Genomic DNA, 15948 nt, shown 5'->3' with positions numbered 1-15948 from the left:
GAAAGTCGGTGGCGTGGACCACCGGCCTGGCCTGCCGGGATCGCCGGTTCCGCGCTACCGCGAGCGCTGTCGTGCCCGGCGTCGACGCGCTCGACTTCGTCAAGGTGCCTGCCGATGCCCTCCGCACCGGCCCAACGCATACCGGTCAGGCGACCGGCGAGAGTCGAACGCGCGGGGTGGCGCACTCGCGGGCGAAGATGCGCAGCAGGACGGGCAGGTGGAAACGCTGCCCGGTGCCGTCCGAGTCGACCGGCACCAGCAGGTTGTGCGCGACCAGGTCCTCCACCACCCGGTTGGCCAGCGGTCGGGGCAGGTGCAGGATGTCGCCGGCACTGGACTGCGTGATCAGTGAGTCACTGCTGGCCAGCGTGTTGAGCGCGGCCCGCGTCTGGGGTGTGAGCGCCTGGTAGCTGCCGGAGAGACTGTGCCGGACCGAGATGTCCCCGACCACGAGCTCTTCCAGCCGGTTCTCCTCCTGCTCCAACTGTTCCGCGAAGCTGGGCAGCGCGATGCCGGGCTGGGCGGCGATCCGGCTCCCCACGATCCGCAGCGCCAACGGCAACTCGTCGCAGGCCGCCGCGATTCGGCCGAACACCTCCGGCTGCTCGCGTACCCGCTGCTCACCGGCGATGGTCGCGAGCAGTAGCACCGCGTCGCCCCGGCTCAGCGACCCGAGGTTCAGTCGCCATCCCACGTCGAGGTCGAGCAGGCGGTGCCGACTGGTGATCAGCACCAGACTGCGGCCCGCACCCGGGAGCAGGGGCCGGACCTGCTGGGCACACTCGACGTCGTCGATGATCAGCAGTAGTCGCCGATCGGCGAGCGTGCATCGCAGCACTGCGGCGCGTTCGCGGACGTCCTCGGGTACGTCGGTCAGCGCGACGCCGAGTTCGACGAGCAGTTCCCGCATCAGGTCGGCGGTGCTCCGGGGCGTACCGGCGGCGTGGTCGAAGCTGACGAAGAGTTGCCCGTCGGGAAAGAGTTCGGCCAGCTCGTAGCCGCTGGCCACGGCGAAGCTGGACTTGCCGACGCCCGGTGCCCCGGTGACCAGCACGACGGCCGCGTGCTCGTCGGTGCCGACGGTGTCCGCGATGGCGCGTAGCTGTCCGGCCGCGGCATCCCGTCCGACGAGGCGGGGCGGCTTCATCGGCAGGGCCCGCCGACCGGCCGGCGGATCGGGGACGGTCGGCGGCGGTGTTCCGCTCCCGAGGACCGCCGTCCGACCGCCGGGCGACCGGACCTCGGTCGAGTCGGCGTCGAGCGCGAGCTGGAGTGCCCCCTGGAGGGGTGGACCCGGATCGATCCCCAGTTCGTCGACGATCACCCGCCGTGCCTCCTGGTAGGCGGCGAGCGCCTCCGCGACCCGGCCTTCGAGCGTGAGCGCGACGACCAGTTGGGCCTGTCGCGGCTCGTCGAGCGGCTCCTCGGCCACCATCTGCCGCAACTGCGGGATGACCGCTGCGGGTTGCCCGAGTCGCAGCCGTACGTCGATCAGCGCGGTCACCGCCCCCCGGCGTTGTTCCTGGAGCGCCACGGCGAACGCGGTGACGTCGGTGCCGAGGTCCGGCAGATCCTCCAGCGGTCGACCGTGCCACTCGTCGAGGGCCTTGCCGAGCATGTCGACGGCGGTGTCCAGACGGTCCTCCCGGGCCGCCCGATGTCCCTGGTCGACGAATCGCAGGAATCGCAACAGGTCGAGTTCGTCCTCCTCGACCCGCAACTGGTAACCGGTGCCGTCGCGGACCAGTCGGTCGGCCGAGTCCCCGACCCGGTGCAGGAGCTGCCGCAGCCGGTGCACGTACGTGCGGACGTTGTGCAGCGCCGAGGCGGGCGGGGAGGTCGGCCAGATACCGTCGATGAGGCGATCGGTGGCCACCGTCCGGCCGGGGTTCATCAGCAGGATGGAGAGCAGAGACCGGGGTTTCGCTCCGTTGATCGGAAGTGGACCAGCCTCGGTGGCCAATGTCAACGGGCCGAGCACATTGAACTGCATCGAATTCTCTCCCCCTGCAGGACATCGCCGGTGAGCGATTTCTTCAATTCGCAATCCCCGCCGGGAGGGAGTAGTAACACGGCCACCAGATGATGAAAACAGTCACCGATCGGGCTTTGTCACACCGCAAACGGACACCGCCGCGCTGGCCTGGTACGCAGCGTCGAGCACCGCCGCCGCATCCGCCGTGCCCGCCCCGGTGGACCGTCCGGTGCGTACCAGGTCCACGAAGTCCTCCGCCTGACGGGCCAACGCGGCGTACATCGTGGCGTCACCGTCGGCCGGGTCGAGGAAGGCCAGGCGTACGTGGTCACGGGTGCCGAAGACCTCCACGCTCGCCATGTCCCCGCCCCGGTGGTGCCGCCCCAACGACACGAGCGCGGTGGCACCGTCGGAGAGGCCCAGCAACGCCTGGGCGCTGTCCACGTCGTGCCCGCGTACCGCCGGATCGGTCACCGGCCCGGCGGCCTGACCGGCGACCCGGACCACCCGCTGCCCGGTCAACCACTGGATCTGGTCGAACTCGTGCACTCCCATGTCGACGAAGATGCCGCCGCTGCCGGTGCGGAAGGCCGCCCCCGGCGGCTCACCGTCCCACTGCAACGCCGCCACGAAGAGGATCTCGCCCAGCTCACCGGCCGCGATCCGGTCCCGTAGCTCGCCCAGCGCGGGCACGAAACGGCGCCAGTAGGCCACCTGGAACGGGATACCCGCCGCACCGGCCACCCGGCCCGCCTCCCGCGCGTCGGCGGCGGTCAGCCCGGCCGGCTTCTCGCACAGCACCGGCAGTCCGGCCTTGGCCGCGGTGGCGATCAGCGCGCCGTGCCGACCGGTCGGCGCCGTCACCAGCAGACCGTCGGGCACGGTCTCGGCGAGCAGGTCCTCGACCGAGGCGTACGTCGGCAGCCCGGCGACCGCCGCCCGGGCCGCCGGCACCGGATCGACCACTGCGGTGACCGCCACCGTCCGGTTGCCGCTGAGCGCGCGCAGGTGGTGCCGGCCCATCCGGCCGGCACCCACCAACGCGAGTCGGAAATCAGGACTGCTGGTCATCTCGCCACTCCTCCTCGTCGGGGCGTTCGTCTCCGGTCGGGCCGAGCCAGTCCGTCAGCGCCGCCACCACCGCAGGTGCGCCGGTGGCGAAGACGCGGCGTCCCGCCCGCCGCCAACGCCGACTCGTACCGCCGGTCGCCTCGATCAGGGCGGTACCGGCGGCGATGTCCCACGGCGCCGGGTCGAAACTGACGAAGGCGTCCAGCTCACCGGTGGCCACAGCCGCCAGGTCGCAGACGGTCGAGCCCGAGTTCCGCAGGTCGGCGACGTGGGGCGCGACCAGACTCAGCAACCGGTACGCCTGACGGCGCGGACCGGCCGTGTTGGGGACCGCGAACGCGACCAACGCGTGGCCCGGCACCGACGTCCGGTCCACCGTCACCGGGACGTCCCGGCCGTCGCGCACCTCGCCACCACCGAGCACCAGACAGGCGCCCGTGGCCGGTTGGAGGATGGTGGCGGCCACCACCCGACCGCCGTCGCCCGTGCCCCGCCCGTCGGCCCCGCCGGTGTCGCCCCGGTCCGCCGCGACGGCGATGCTGACGGCGTAGCGGCTCAGGCCGTGACTGAAGTTCAGCGTGCCGTCGAGCGGGTCGACGATCCAGCGCAGGCCCGAGCAGCCCGTGGTCAACCCGGACTCCTCGGCCAGCACCGCGTCCTGCGGCCGGGATCGGGCGATCAGACCCAGGATGGCCCGCTCGCTGGCGTGGTCCGCGGTGGTGACCGGGTTCTGGGCCGCGCCGCCCTTGTAGGACAACCGCACCCCCCGGTCGCACACCTCGCGGATCGCGTCCGCCCCCGCCCGCGCCGCACGGACGCTGAGATTCCGCAGATCAGTAGGAGCCGCCCCGACGCTCATGCCGCCCCTCCGCTGCGCTGCGGGCCGGCATTTGTGCTGGGCCTGATGGTTCGCTCGCTGTGCTCGCTCATGCCGTCCCTCCGCTGCGCTGCGGGCCAGCATTTGTGCTGGGCCTGATGATTCGCTCGCTGTGCTCGCTCATGCCGCCCCTCCGCTGCGCTGCGGGCCAGCATTTGTGCTGGGCCTGATGGTTCGCTCGCTGTGCTCGCTCATGCCGCCCCTCCGCTGCTCACTCCGTCGGCTACGCGGGCGTAGTGGCCGTCCACGAAGAGCAGGGGCGGCTTCGGGCGCAGCAGGCCCGACGACCGGACGACACCCATCAGCACCATGTGGTCACCGGCCGGATCGGTCCGGACGGCCTCGCAGCCGAAGTACGCGACCCCGTCGGTGAGCAGCGGGCATCCGGTGGTCCGTTCCGGACCGGTCGGGACGTCCGCGAAGCCCTCGGTTCCCGCCGGTCGCCCGTGCGAGGCGAACCAGGCCGCCTCGGCGCGCTGGTCGTCGGCGAGCACCGTGATCGCGAACCGGCCGGTCCGGCGCACCGCGTGCAGCAGTCGGCAGTCGTGCTTGAGGCAGATCAACAGCATCCGGGGGTCCAGCGACACGGTGGTGAACGAGTTGACGGTCATGCCGACCGGCCCGTCCGAACCTCGTGCGGTGGCCACCGCCACACCCGTGGCGAAGCGGCCGGCGACCGACCGGAAACCCCGGTCGGTGTCGACCCGACGCGACACGTCGGTCATCACAACGCTCCTCTCGTCTCGCCGGCACCCGAGTCGACCAGGGCGGCTATCCGGCGTCGGTCGGTCTTGCCGTTGGCGTTCGTCGGCAGCGCGGGCACGTGGTGGACGCGGCTCGGCACCATGTATCCGGGCAGCCGGTCGGCACAGCTCCGCCGCAGCTCCCCACCGATCCCCTCGGTGCCGGTGTAGACGGCTTCCAGGCAGGTGCGCTCGCCCGCGCCGAGCGCCAGCACCACCGCGTCCTGCACCCCCGGGTGGCCGCGCAGGACCATCTCGATCTCGCCCAGCTCGATCCGGTAGCCGTGCATCTTCACCTGGTCGTCGAGGCGTCCGTGGTGGACCAGGACGCCGTCCTCGCGGCGGACCCGGTCACCGGTGCGGTAGTACCGCCACCCGTCGTGGGTGACGAAACGGTCGGTGTCGTCGGCCGGGTCGGCGTACCCGGTGAAGCACTGCGGTCCCCGGACGCAGAGTTCGCCGTCGTCGTCGACGATCTCGCCGGTCTCGGACCGCAGGATCGCGTCCAGGTGCGGGTACACCTCGCCGATCGGGACGGTCCCGTTCGAGGTGACCGGCCAGTCGGCGACCTCGGCGGGCAGTCGGTGACCGGTGCAGGTCACGGTCAGCTCGGTGGGGCCGTACAGGTTCTCCAGCACGCTGTTCGGGGCCGCCTCGGCCCAGGCCCGCGCCTGTTCCAGAGTCAACGGTTCACCGGCGAACAGGCTGTACCGCAGGCCCGGCATGGCACCCGGCGACAGCATCCGCATCCGGCGGGCCAGGGACACGACCGACGGCACCGAGAACCAGCCGGTGATGCCCCGGTCGTTGACGAAACGCACCGGGGTCAGCACCTCGTCGGGTTGCGGCACGACGAGCGTCGCCCCGCTGCCCCAGGCGACGAACATGTCGAAGACGGACGGGTCGAAGGTCAGGTCGAAGTTCTGCGACAGCCGGTCACCGGGCCCGATCGGATACCGGTCGAGGCAGTACGCGAGGTAGGCGTCGACGTTGCGGTGCCGGATCGGTACGCCCTTCGGACGGCCGGTCGAGCCCGAGGTGAACAGCGTGTACGCCACGTCGTCGGGGGTGCCCTCGGTCGGTGGCACGGGCGTGCCGTCCCGGGAGTCGTCGAGGCGTACCGGCACGGCACCGGTCCGGGCCGACAGGTCGGCGGCGACGGCGACACCCGTCTCGTCGACCACCACGACCTCGACCCCGCCGCCCCGGCACACCTGCACGTTGCGGTAGGCCGGGAAGGTGGGGTTGAGCGGCACCACGACCGCCCCGACGCGCAGCGCGGCCAGGTAGCCGACGTACGCGGGCAGGCTGCGGGCGGCCAACAGACCGACGGCGGCGGGCCGGCGGCCGTCCGGGTGGCAGAGCCGCCCGGCCAGGTGCGCGACGAGGTCGTCCAGCCGCCGGTACGTCACCGCCTCCGCGCCCACTTCGAGCGCGATCTCCTCCGGCGACCGCGCGACGCTGCGCTGGAACCACTGGTACAGACTCACGGCGTTGCTCCCTTCCTGTCGTCGATCGGTTCCCAGGCGCAGCTCCACGGCGTACCGCCGGTCGGCGGGAGCGTCCGCCAGCGCAGGTGCCGCCAGCACCCGTGCTCCTGGTCGGCGCCGACCGGTATCCGCCACGGCCGGAGACCCAGCCCATGCCCGGTGGCCTTGGCGCAGGACTCCTGCACGGTCCAGACCCGGGCCACCGTCGTGTCGCGGGTGGGCCGGTCGTGTCGCAACAGCGTGGCGGCGTCCTGCGGACAGCAGCGCCGCACCAGGGCGTCACCCACCGGGTACGGCTCCTGCACGTCCACCCCGACCGCGCCGCCTCGGGTGTGCACCGCCGCCGCGACCACCGCGCCCGAGTGCGCCAGGCTGACTTCGAGATCCGGGCGGCCCGGCAGGTACGGCTGCCCGCCCGCGCGACTGCCCACCGACAGGTGCCCGGTCCCGGCCGGGGCCACCGCACCGACCAGTGCGGTCAGCAGTCGCCGCGCGGCGACCCGCTCGGTGACCCGCCAGCGGGGCAGCCCCCGACCGGTGTCACCGGCGGGGCCCTCCGGCGTCTTCACAGCACCGGTCGGCGCGTAGGCGGCGAAGACCCCGTCGGGCAGCGCGACCGCCACCGCGCCCGGCATCCCGGGAAGCCGGTATCCGCTGCTCATGGCCCGCTCCCGAGCAGGTCGTCCGCGTGGTCGGCGAGACCGGCGAGCATCGTCCCGGTGGCACCACCGGCGATGCCGAACATGGCCGCCTCGGTACGCAGCGCCGCCTCGCCGCCGTCGCGGAACGCGTCCGCGCCGCGCAGGTGCACCGCCTCGGCCGTGATCGTCTCGGCCGTCTCGGCGGCGGCCACCTTGAGCACCATCCCGGTGGCGGTCGACGGGGGACCGGGTGGCCCGTCCAGCAGGGGCGCGCACAACGCGTCGAGTTGACGCAGGGCGACCAGGCAGCGGGCGTACCGGTCGCGGACCGCCGGGTGGTCCCAGAGCGTGCCGTCGGCGGCGGGCCGGGACCGTAGCCAGTCCCCGAGCCCGGTCATCAGTCGGCGGCAGAGCGCCCGGGACCAGAGGGCACCGGCCAGCCGTTCGACGCCGACCTGTCGGGCGAACCCGGCCAGCGCCCGACCGGGCCGACCGACCAGCGCACCAGGTTCCAGGGCCACGCCGTCGAACCGGAGGTGTCCCACTCCGGACCCGGCGAAGGCCCGCCCGGCGGACTCCACCGTCACCCCCGGCGTCGACCTCGGCACCAGCAGCCAACAGAAGCTGGTGAAGTGTCGGGGCTCGCGGTGCCGGGCGAGCACCAGGGCGGCGTCGCAGGTGGTCGCGTTGGTGATCCAGTCCTTGCGGCCGTCGACGGTCACCGCGTCGTCGCCGAGCTTGGTCCGGGTGGTGGCGTCGAGCAGGTCCGAGCCGGAGGCACCGGCGTCGGTGACGGCCAGCGCCACCACCGTCTCACCACGCACCATGCCGGCCACCGTGTCGGCGACCGGTCCGGTGGTGGCGGCCTCGGCCAGCAGCGGCAGCACGGTGGCCACCTGGACGCAGACCGAGAGGGTCACGCCCAGCGGGCTGTGGGCGTCCAACTCGGCCAACAGGGCCGCCAGTCGGCGCGGGTCCGGTTGGGTACCGCCGTCGGGGTAGAGGGCGGCGATGACACCGCCGGTGCCCAGTGCCCGCCACAGGGCCCGTGCGTCGGCGGTGTCCGCCCCCGCCAGCGCGGTGCGCAGCGCGGCGGTGAAGTCGGCGGTCGACTCAGGCAAGACGCACCCCCGGGTCACGCAGCGCCAGCGCCCCGTTGGCCAGCCGCAGCCGGTCGTTGCCGTAGTTGAGCGACGCCGACCGCAGGTCGCGGAAGGCGCGCTCCACCGCCAGCGGTGAGCCGGTGAGGTATCCGTGCCGCAGCCCGACCAGTTCGACCAGCTCGTGCACGGCGGCGAACGACTCGTCGGCGGCCCGGATCTTGAGCGTGTTGAGCAGCGACTGCACCGGCGCGGCGGACATGTCGGGTGCCGTGTCGACGACCGACACGGTGTGCCGCAGCACGGCGTTCGTGGCGTCGAGCCGGGTGCGTATCCCGGCCAGGCGCAGCAGCACCAGCTCCGACGAGGGGGCGAACTGCCGCCGTCCCGCCTCGCTGCGGGCGTGCCGCAGCACCCGCGAGTACGCGCCGGCCGCCGTGCCGAGCCACGCCGCCGCCCAGCCGATGTGGGCCAGCGGCGCGAACACCCGGGTGGCGATGTCGCGGAAGCCGCCGTGTTCGCCGACCACCTGCCACTGCGGCACCGCGCCGCGCAGACGCATCGGCACGCTGTGCGTGGCCCGCATGCCCAACGGCTGCCAACCACCGGTCACCTCGATCTCCACCTGGTCGCGGGCGGCGTAGACCAGGTCGACCTGGGTGGCCGACTCGGCCTGCGGTGCCAGTGTGGTGATCAGGAACGCGTCGGCGTACGGGCCGCCGGTGACGATCGGGGCCTGCCGGTCGACGCGCAGCATCTCCCCGTCCTGCTCCAGCCCCGACTCGGAGGTGAGCAGGTGACCGCCCTTGCCCGGCTCCGTGGTGACCGAGCCGAGGTACAGCTCGCCCCGCGCCACCGCCGGCAGCACCTCGGCGCGCAGCTTCTCCCCGGCGTACGCGGCGAGCGCCGCCACCTGCTGACAGTGCATCGTGAAGACCATCGCCACCGACATGTCCACCCGACCCAACGCCTCGGTGACGTCGACCATGTCGGTGAGCGTGCCGCCGGGCCCGCCCTCGGCGGTCGGCACCAGCAGCCCCAACAGCCGGGTGCGGCGCATCGCGTCCAGTGCCTCGGTGGGGAACGTGGCCGTGGCGTCGGCGGCCTCGGCGTGCGCGGCGGCGACCTCCACCACCGTGGTCACCGCCTCGGCGTACCCGGTCATCGGGCACCACCGCCCACCGGCGTCCGCAGCTCCTCGACCACGTGCCACAGCCCGCCCGCCGTGGCGAACGTCGAATCGACCAGTTTGTCGTCGGGAACGGCGACGCCGAAGGTGTCCTCGATGGCGAAGAGCAGCTCGATCTCCCGCATCGAGTCCAGGCCCAGGTCGCGCAGGCGGGACTCCTCGGTGATCTCCTTGTCTCCGGCGAACTTGAGGAACGGCCGGAGCATCTCGGTGAATTCGGCGTTCATGACGGTCACCTCTCGTCTCGTGGGTCGGTCGGGTCGGTCGGGTCGTCCGGTGCGGTGCCCGGCGTCCGGGTCAGCGTCAGCCGGGACGTCTCGACGACCTGCTCGCCGTCGCAGACGACCTCCAGCGGCGCCGGATGGCCGAGGAAGGCCAGCAGGCTCGCGGAGAGCCCGTACGCGCCGACGTTCGGCACGCTGAGCACGTCACCGGGGCGTACGTCGGGCAGCGTCGCGGCGCGGGCCCAGGTGTCCAGCGGGGTGCAGAGCGGACCGGCCACGATGGCCCCGGTCAGCGCCGACTCGTCGGCCGGATCGGTGGACCCGTCCGGGTGCAGGGCCGGGACCAGCGGCGGCAGTCGGCGCAGGCCGGACATTCCGCCGAGGTGGTTGATGCCGGACTCCAGCACGATCACGGGTGTGCCGTGCGAGTGCTTGACGTCCAGTACCCGGGTCAACAGGGACCCGGCGGTGGCGGTGAGGAAGCGACCGGACTCGAACGCGATCACCGGGTTCCCGTCCGGCCAGCCCGGGAAGAGGCCGTCCAGTGCCGTCCGGACCTGCGCGTCGAGCCCGGTCAGGTCGGCGTTGTGCCCGGCGCGGGCGAACGGCGCGCCGAAGCCACCACCCAGGTTCAGCAGCGTCAGCTCGATGCCGAGCAGGTCGCGCAGCCGGTGCGCGGTGGCGGCGGCGGAGGCGAACTGGGTCACCAGCGCGTCCACCGACTCGACGTTGCTGCCGGTGTAGAGGTGGAACCCGGAGACGACCGCCGCCGACCGGGAGCGGAACGCCTCCGGCTCGCGTTCGATCCAGTCCACGTCGGCGCCGAACTGCGAGGCGACGCCGGTCATGGTCAGCCCCTGGCCGGGATTAGGCATCCGGTCGTTGACCCGCAGCAGGCAGTGCAGCGTGGTGCCGAGCCCAGCGGCGATCCGGTCGGCCTGGTCGAGGGCCCCCGGCGAGTCGACCGAGAACCACCGCACGCCCGCCTCGACGGCCCCGACCACCTCGGCGTCGCGCTTGCCGGGGCCGGTGTAGAGCATCCGGTCGCCGGGCACACCGGCGGCCAGCGCCGTGGCCAGTTCGCCGGGGGAGCAGATCTCGGCACTGCACCCGGCCTGGTGCAGTGTCGCCACGATGGCCGGGTGCGGGTTGGCCTTGAGCGAGTAGTAGAGACGGCTGGGCGTGGGCAGGGCCGCGCGCAACGCGGCGTGGTTGGCGCGTACGGCGGCCAGGTCGTAACGGTAGGCCGGGGTCTCGAAGGGCAGCTCAGCCACGACGCTCACCCGCCAACCGGGCCAGCGCGCGGCGGTCGACCTTGCCGTTGCCGTTGAGCGGCAGGCTCGGCAGCACCACGCACCGCGCGGGCACCTTCATCTCCTCCAGTTGGCCGCGCAACCGGTGCAGGATGTCGTCGGCCGCCAGCTCGGCGACCACGAAGAGGGTGGCGCCGTCGCGGCCGTCGGCGGGCGGCAGCACCCCGGCCACCTCCACGCCGTCCACCCGGTACGCGGCGGCCTCCACCTCGGTCGCGCTGACCCGGGTCCCCTTCTCCTTGTAGACGTCGTCGCGCCGACCGGCGTAGTGCACGTAGCCGTCGGCGTCCACGTGGCCGTAGTCGCCGGTGTGCAGTTGCGGGAACAGCCCGTCGCGGCGGACGAAGCGTTCGGCGGTCAGTTCCGGGCGTCGCCAGTAACCGGCCATCACGTGCGGACCGCGCACCACCAGCTCACCCGGGGTGCCGGGGGGTTGCCGCCGACCGGTGGAGTCCACCGTGAAGATCTCGGTGCCGGGCAGCGCCCGGCCGGACGCCCCCGGCCGCCGCAGGTCCTCGTCCGGCGGCATGATGGCGGCACGCTTGCACTCGGTGAGTCCGAACATGAGTTGCACCCTCAGGTCGGGTAGCGCCTCGCGCAGACCGGCGAGCACCTCGGGCGGCATGGTCGCCCCGGTGTTGGTGATCAGGCGCAGTCGTGGGCGTACCGCACCGGGGCGGCGCAGCAGTCGCAGCAGGTTGATGGCGAGCGACGGCACGCAGGGCAGCACGGTCGCCCCCGACTCGCGCAGCGCGACCAGCAGGCGTCCGCCGGTCTGCCCGGCGTCGCCCAGGTGCAGCCGACAACCGGCGACCGTGCTCAGGAAGATCTGGTACAGGCCGTAGTCGAACGAGGTGGGCAGCACGTCGTGCACCACGTCGTCGGGCCGGTACGACAGTTCCGCCTGGATCGCCCGGGCCGCGAAGGTGACCTGGGCATGAGTGGAGACCACCGCCTTCGGCATGCCGGTGCTGCCCGAGGTGTAGATCAGGCAGACCGGATCCACCGTCAGCGGCGGTGCGGCGGGTGACCCCTCGCGGTCGGCCCCCGGTGACGCGCCCTGCGCCGCCTCGACCAGGTCGGCCGAGGCGCGGACGGCGACGTTCCGGCCCCGTGCCAACCCGCGCAGCAGCGGGTCGTCGGTGACGGCGAGCACCGGTTCGGCGTCGTCCAGCACGTGGGCGAGGGCGACCTCGGGAGCGGGCACCCGGATCACCGCGAAGACCGCACCGACCCGGGACACCGCGTACAGCAGGGCGGGCAGGGTGGCGTCGGCGGTCACCGCGACCACCACCCGGTCACCGCGCCGTACGCCCTGCCGGTGCAGCCAGTCGGCGAGCCGTCGGCTGCGGACGTCCACCTCCCGATGGCTGAGGCGGGCCGTACCGTCGCTGACCGCGTCGGCGTCCGGCCACCGCGACGCGGCCCGATCGATCAGGTGGTGCAGCAGGTCGGTGCTCATCGGTGACCTCCGGCGCGGCTGGCGTCGGCGAACATCGCGCACAGCGAGCCGACGTCCCGCAGGTCCGCGGCGGAGAGCGCGGTGGCCGGAACCTCCACGCCCAGCCGCCGCTCGACCCGGTCGATGACGTCGACCAGCCGGAACGAGTCGAAGCCGGGCAGGTCCCGCAGCACGTCCGTGGAGCGCAGGCGGTCCTCGTCCAGGTGCAGCGTGTCCCGCAGCGCGCCGAGCACCGCCGCCCGCACCGGGCCGCCCCCGGCACGCGGGCCGTCGTCGCCCGCAGCCGGAGCGGCTCCGATCGCCTCCACCGCCGAGAGGTACTCGTCGACCAGCGCGCCCAGCGCGTCGGCCAGTTCGGGGGAGGCAGGGCGTCCCGCCTGGGCGCGGCGCAGCGCCACGTAGCTGCGGGCGGAGAGCTGCTGCCACTGCTGCGCCTGCCCGGCCAGCGCGGCGGCGGCCTCCGGGCGGACCGACTCCAGCCAGTGCTCGTGCACCTGACGGGCCCGTCCGAGCAGCCACACGTCCAGCACGAACCGGTGCAGACCGTCCACGGTGGTCAGGCTCTCGGTGAGCGCGGCGAGATGCGCGGCCACCGCCGGGCGGGACCGACGGGCCCGCTCCGCGTTGCCGGCCAGCATCTCCGGCACGTCGAGGACGGGTGCCGGCCCGGCCGTGATGGCCAGCGTGTCGGCGCCACCCGCCAGTGCCGCGTCGAACTCGTCCACCGGCAACCGCCACACCCCCGGGCGCGCGGGCCCCCAGGCGGTGTCGTTGTGGTACGCGTCCACGACGGTCACCGCGCCGGAGGCGTCGCCGGTGGCGAGGAAGCTGTGCCGCATGTGCTCGTGGCCCTGGTACGGGCACCAGGGCAGGTCGTGGGCGTCGGCGATGACGTACAGCGGTTGACCGGTGGCGAACAGCCGGCGTACCCGTGGCCCGTCGAGTCGCGTCCACCGGCCCTCGACCCGCAGGCCGAGCAGACCCACCGCCTCGGCCGCGCGGTCTTCGGGCGTGGTCTCGACGGTGGGCAGCCCGGCACGGTCCCGGGTGCGGAACTCGACGCGGGCACCGAGGGCGAGATGGCTGCCGGTGCCGTGCGCGTGGTCGGCCAGCAGCGCGAAGCTCGTCTGGAGGCAGTCCAGCGCGGCGGCGCGCAGCGCGGTCAGGATCGGTGTCCACACCGGATCCCCGGTCCGCCGCTCCGGCCGGTTCTGGGTGGGTGGGGGCATGGGAGGCTCCTCGTTGCTACGGCGGGCGGTACCGCCGGCGCGGTCACCCGCGCCGGCGGCGTGGACGGCTCAGCTCTCGGCCTCGCGGTCGAGGCCGTTGGCCCACTCGGTGAGCACCCGGGCCTGGTCGGCGAGGGCGTGCTCGTCGGAGCCGATCGGGTCCTTGAAGAAGAAGCCGAACTCCTCGACCGGGCCGACGTGACCGGCCCGGTGCGCGGCGGCGGTCAACCGCGCCAGGTCCAGCACCAGCGGTGCGGCGAGCGTCGAGTCGACACCGCTCCAGGTGAGCTGCATGGACATCCGGACGCCGAGGAAGCCCTCGAACGAGACGTGGTCCCAGGCGGTCTTGTGGTCGCCGAGGTCCGGCACGTTGTCGATGTGCAGCGGTGCGGTCACGTCCTCGCCCAGCAGCGCCGGCAGCACGCCCGACTTGGAGCTGAGCTTGCTCTTGGCGTTCGCCGGGTCCTCCAACGTCGCCCCGTCGCCGCCGCCGAGCAGGTTGACCCCGGCCCAGGAGAGCACGTGCAGCGCACGGCAGGTGAACATCGGTGCGAGTGCGGTCCGCAGCAGCGTCTCACCGGTCTTGCCGTCCGATCCGGCGAAGGGCACCCGGTGGCGGCGGGCCAACAGCTCCAGGGCCGGCAGCCGCGCCCCGGTCGACGGGGTGAAGTCGACGAACCCGCAGCCCGCCTGGAAGGCCGCGTACGCGACGACCGAGCTGGGCGGCAGCACCCGGGCGTCCGGGTCGGCCAACGCGCGGGCCAACGCCTCCAGGTCGTCGTGTTCGGGCCGGAAGTCGACGGGCGGTTCGGTCGACGACACGTTGACCACCACCACCCGGGCCAGCCCGTGCCGGCTGCGGAACTCCTCGATGTCGGCGGCCAGCCGGTCGATCGCCTCGGCCTGGCTGCCGGTGTGGGACCGCGCGTCGTAGCCGGTGCGCAGTTCGCGCTCGACCTCGGGCAGGCTGCCCCGCACGGCGGCCAGGACCGGGGCCGGGATCACGCCGGAGTCGACCAGCGCCTCCGCCTTCTTCTCCAGTGGTGTGTCCACCACGTCGTGCCCACCGACGACCATGTCGGTCCACCTCACCAGCGGCGCGTCGCGCAGCATCTCGGTGTCGGTGACGCAGCCGGTGGACCGGGTCATCCCGGCCCGCAGCGCCAGCAGGCCGGTGACGGCGGTGGTGGCGACCGAGCCTCGGGCGCCGTTGAGCCACAGGCCGATCGGCCCGTCGGAGGTCTGCGACGAGGACGTGCTCTGCGAGGTCTCGCTGTGCGTGACGGTCACGGGTAGGTCCCTTCTCTGGGCGCGCCGGGTCGGTGGCGCGCGGTTCGGTGGCGGGTACGGGATCAGCGGGCCAGCACTTTGCCGAGCGCACCGGCGATGTCGTGCATGTCGGGTTCGGTGCCGAGGAACGTGCTGTGGTGGGTCTGCACGGTGTGCGCGGCCAGCCACTCGGTCCTGGGGTAGGCGCGGTCGCGGTGGATCGCGCTGAACCGCTCGGCCAGCGGCGCGAGCAGGGGCTTGGTCCAGGGCTGGAGCAGCGGGCTGCGGTGCAGCGGCTCGTCGGTGACATAGAAGCGCTTGCCCAGCTCGGCGGTGAGCGCGCTGGCCACGTCGGCGTTGTCCATCCCGGCGGGCAGCTCGTCGAGGACGATGGTGCCCTCGTAGATGGAGATCCGGGTCTGCGCCGGTGCGGGTTGCAGCAGGCGTACCCCGTCGAGGTCGGCCACCAGTTCGGTGAGCAGGGCGTAGTTGCGGTTCCGTACCGTGTGCTGCTGGTCCAGGGTGCCGAGTTGGGCGCAGGCCACGGCGGCGGAGAACTCGCTCAGGCAGAAGTTCGCGCCCTGGATCCCGGCGCTCTCCTCCAGGTCCAACTCGCCCGGGGCCGCACGGTCGGCGCGGTAGCGACGGGAGTCGGCCCGCAGCTCCTGGAGGACCGGTGCCAGGGTGTCGTCGTCGGTGACCACGGCACCGCCCTCACCGCAGGTGAGGACCTTGCCGTGCTGGAAGCTGAAACAGCCGATCCGGCCCAGTGAACCGGCCTGGCGGCCCTGCCAGGTGGCGCCGTGCGCCTGGGCGCAGTCCTCCACGATCGAGATGTTCCGGGGCGCGGTGACCGCGTCCAGCGCCGGGATGTCGGCCATGTTGGAGGCCCAGTGCACGGCCACCACGGCGCGCGGGTCCACCGACAGGTCGAGGTCCTCCGGCCCGATGCAGCCGGTGTCGGCGTCCACGTCGACAAGCACCGGCACCAGCCCGGCGCGGAGCGCGGCGGTGGCCGAGGCGGTCCAGGTCAGGGCCGGGACGAGCACGGTGTCACCGAAGTCGAGGCCGAGGGATTCGAGGGCCACCACCAGCGCGCTCGACCCGTGGTCGACGGGCACGCAGTGACGGGTGCCGACGTAGCGGGCGAAGTCGGCGGCGAACCGGCGCTCGAACAGCGGGGTGTCGCCGCAGGTCGGGCTGCTGATCGCCCACCGGCCGCCGTGCAGCACGGCGGCGAGGTTGCGTTCGGCGTCCGGTGCGGGGACCGGCCAGCGGGGCCACGGCCGGTCCGGCGGTCGGAACGGTCGGCCGCCGTCGACGGCGAGCCGTCGGTCGGTACGGATGGAGGTCGTCATGCCGTCG

Annotated in this window: 14 protein-coding genes; all 14 read right to left on the bottom strand. The window is 73.3% G+C overall.

The window, feature by feature from the left end:
* Positions 1-145: 145 nt before the first annotated feature.
* Positions 146-1993 (bottom strand): AfsR/SARP family transcriptional regulator, encoded by a 1848-nt coding sequence (locus ACQVFL_RS28915; protein ID WP_396698145.1) that lies wholly within the window; start codon positions 1991-1993, stop codon positions 146-148.
* A 102-nt stretch (positions 1994-2095) separates the two neighbouring features.
* A complete protein-coding gene (locus ACQVFL_RS28910; protein ID WP_431728007.1) occupies positions 2096-3046 on the bottom strand; it encodes a Gfo/Idh/MocA family protein in 951 nt (316 codons plus the stop codon).
* The gene (locus tag ACQVFL_RS28905; RefSeq protein WP_431728006.1) at positions 3030-3905 is read right to left on the bottom strand and encodes an inositol monophosphatase family protein; all 876 of its coding nucleotides are present in this window, start codon (positions 3903-3905) and stop codon (positions 3030-3032) included. Before ACQVFL_RS28905 ends, ACQVFL_RS28910 begins: the two co-directional genes overlap by 17 nt.
* 209 nt (positions 3906-4114) lie before the next feature.
* Positions 4115-4648: a flavin reductase family protein gene (locus tag ACQVFL_RS28900; protein ID WP_431728005.1), complete on the bottom strand. Its 534-nt coding sequence runs from the start codon at positions 4646-4648 to the stop codon at positions 4115-4117.
* Positions 4648-6156: an amino acid adenylation domain-containing protein gene (locus ACQVFL_RS28895; RefSeq protein WP_431728004.1), complete on the bottom strand. Its 1509-nt coding sequence runs from the start codon at positions 6154-6156 to the stop codon at positions 4648-4650. The genes ACQVFL_RS28900 and ACQVFL_RS28895 overlap by 1 nt, the downstream gene beginning before the upstream one ends.
* A complete protein-coding gene (locus ACQVFL_RS28890; RefSeq protein ID WP_431728003.1) occupies positions 6153-6818 on the bottom strand; it encodes a 4'-phosphopantetheinyl transferase family protein in 666 nt (221 codons plus the stop codon). Before ACQVFL_RS28890 ends, ACQVFL_RS28895 begins: the two co-directional genes overlap by 4 nt.
* Positions 6815-7918: an acyl-CoA dehydrogenase gene (locus ACQVFL_RS28885; protein ID WP_431728002.1), complete on the bottom strand. Its 1104-nt coding sequence runs from the start codon at positions 7916-7918 to the stop codon at positions 6815-6817. The genes ACQVFL_RS28890 and ACQVFL_RS28885 overlap by 4 nt, the downstream gene beginning before the upstream one ends.
* Positions 7911-9062: an acyl-CoA dehydrogenase family protein gene (locus tag ACQVFL_RS28880; protein WP_396698159.1), complete on the bottom strand. Its 1152-nt coding sequence runs from the start codon at positions 9060-9062 to the stop codon at positions 7911-7913. The genes ACQVFL_RS28885 and ACQVFL_RS28880 overlap by 8 nt, the downstream gene beginning before the upstream one ends.
* Entirely contained in the window at positions 9059-9313 is a 255-nt protein-coding gene (locus ACQVFL_RS28875; protein ID WP_396698161.1) for a phosphopantetheine-binding protein, read from the bottom strand. Before ACQVFL_RS28875 ends, ACQVFL_RS28880 begins: the two co-directional genes overlap by 4 nt.
* Positions 9314-9318: 5 nt before the next feature.
* Positions 9319-10584 (bottom strand): type III PLP-dependent enzyme, encoded by a 1266-nt coding sequence (locus ACQVFL_RS28870; RefSeq protein ID WP_431728001.1) that lies wholly within the window; start codon positions 10582-10584, stop codon positions 9319-9321.
* Positions 10577-12085 carry a class I adenylate-forming enzyme family protein gene (locus ACQVFL_RS28865; protein ID WP_431728000.1) on the bottom strand — a complete coding sequence of 503 codons (1509 nt, stop codon included), beginning with the start codon at positions 12083-12085 and terminating at the stop codon, positions 10577-10579. The genes ACQVFL_RS28870 and ACQVFL_RS28865 overlap by 8 nt, the downstream gene beginning before the upstream one ends.
* Positions 12082-13314: an acyl carrier protein gene (locus ACQVFL_RS28860; RefSeq protein ID WP_396698167.1), complete on the bottom strand. Its 1233-nt coding sequence runs from the start codon at positions 13312-13314 to the stop codon at positions 12082-12084. The genes ACQVFL_RS28865 and ACQVFL_RS28860 overlap by 4 nt, the downstream gene beginning before the upstream one ends.
* 69 nt (positions 13315-13383) lie before the next feature.
* The gene (locus ACQVFL_RS28855) at positions 13384-14604 is read right to left on the bottom strand and encodes an inositol-3-phosphate synthase (RefSeq protein WP_396698169.1); all 1221 of its coding nucleotides are present in this window, start codon (positions 14602-14604) and stop codon (positions 13384-13386) included.
* A 62-nt stretch (positions 14605-14666) separates the two neighbouring features.
* Complete coding sequence (locus tag ACQVFL_RS28850; protein WP_431727999.1) at positions 14667-15941, bottom strand: DegT/DnrJ/EryC1/StrS family aminotransferase; 1275 nt, start codon at positions 15939-15941, stop codon at positions 14667-14669.
* Between the last annotated feature and the right edge of the window lie 7 nt (positions 15942-15948).

It is taken from the genome of Verrucosispora sp. TAA-831 (assembly GCF_050780145.1).
Classification (GTDB): domain Bacteria; phylum Actinomycetota; class Actinomycetes; order Mycobacteriales; family Micromonosporaceae; genus Micromonospora.
Note: the sequence above shows the minus strand (reverse complement) of the source record. Positions and strands in the feature narration are given on the sequence as shown.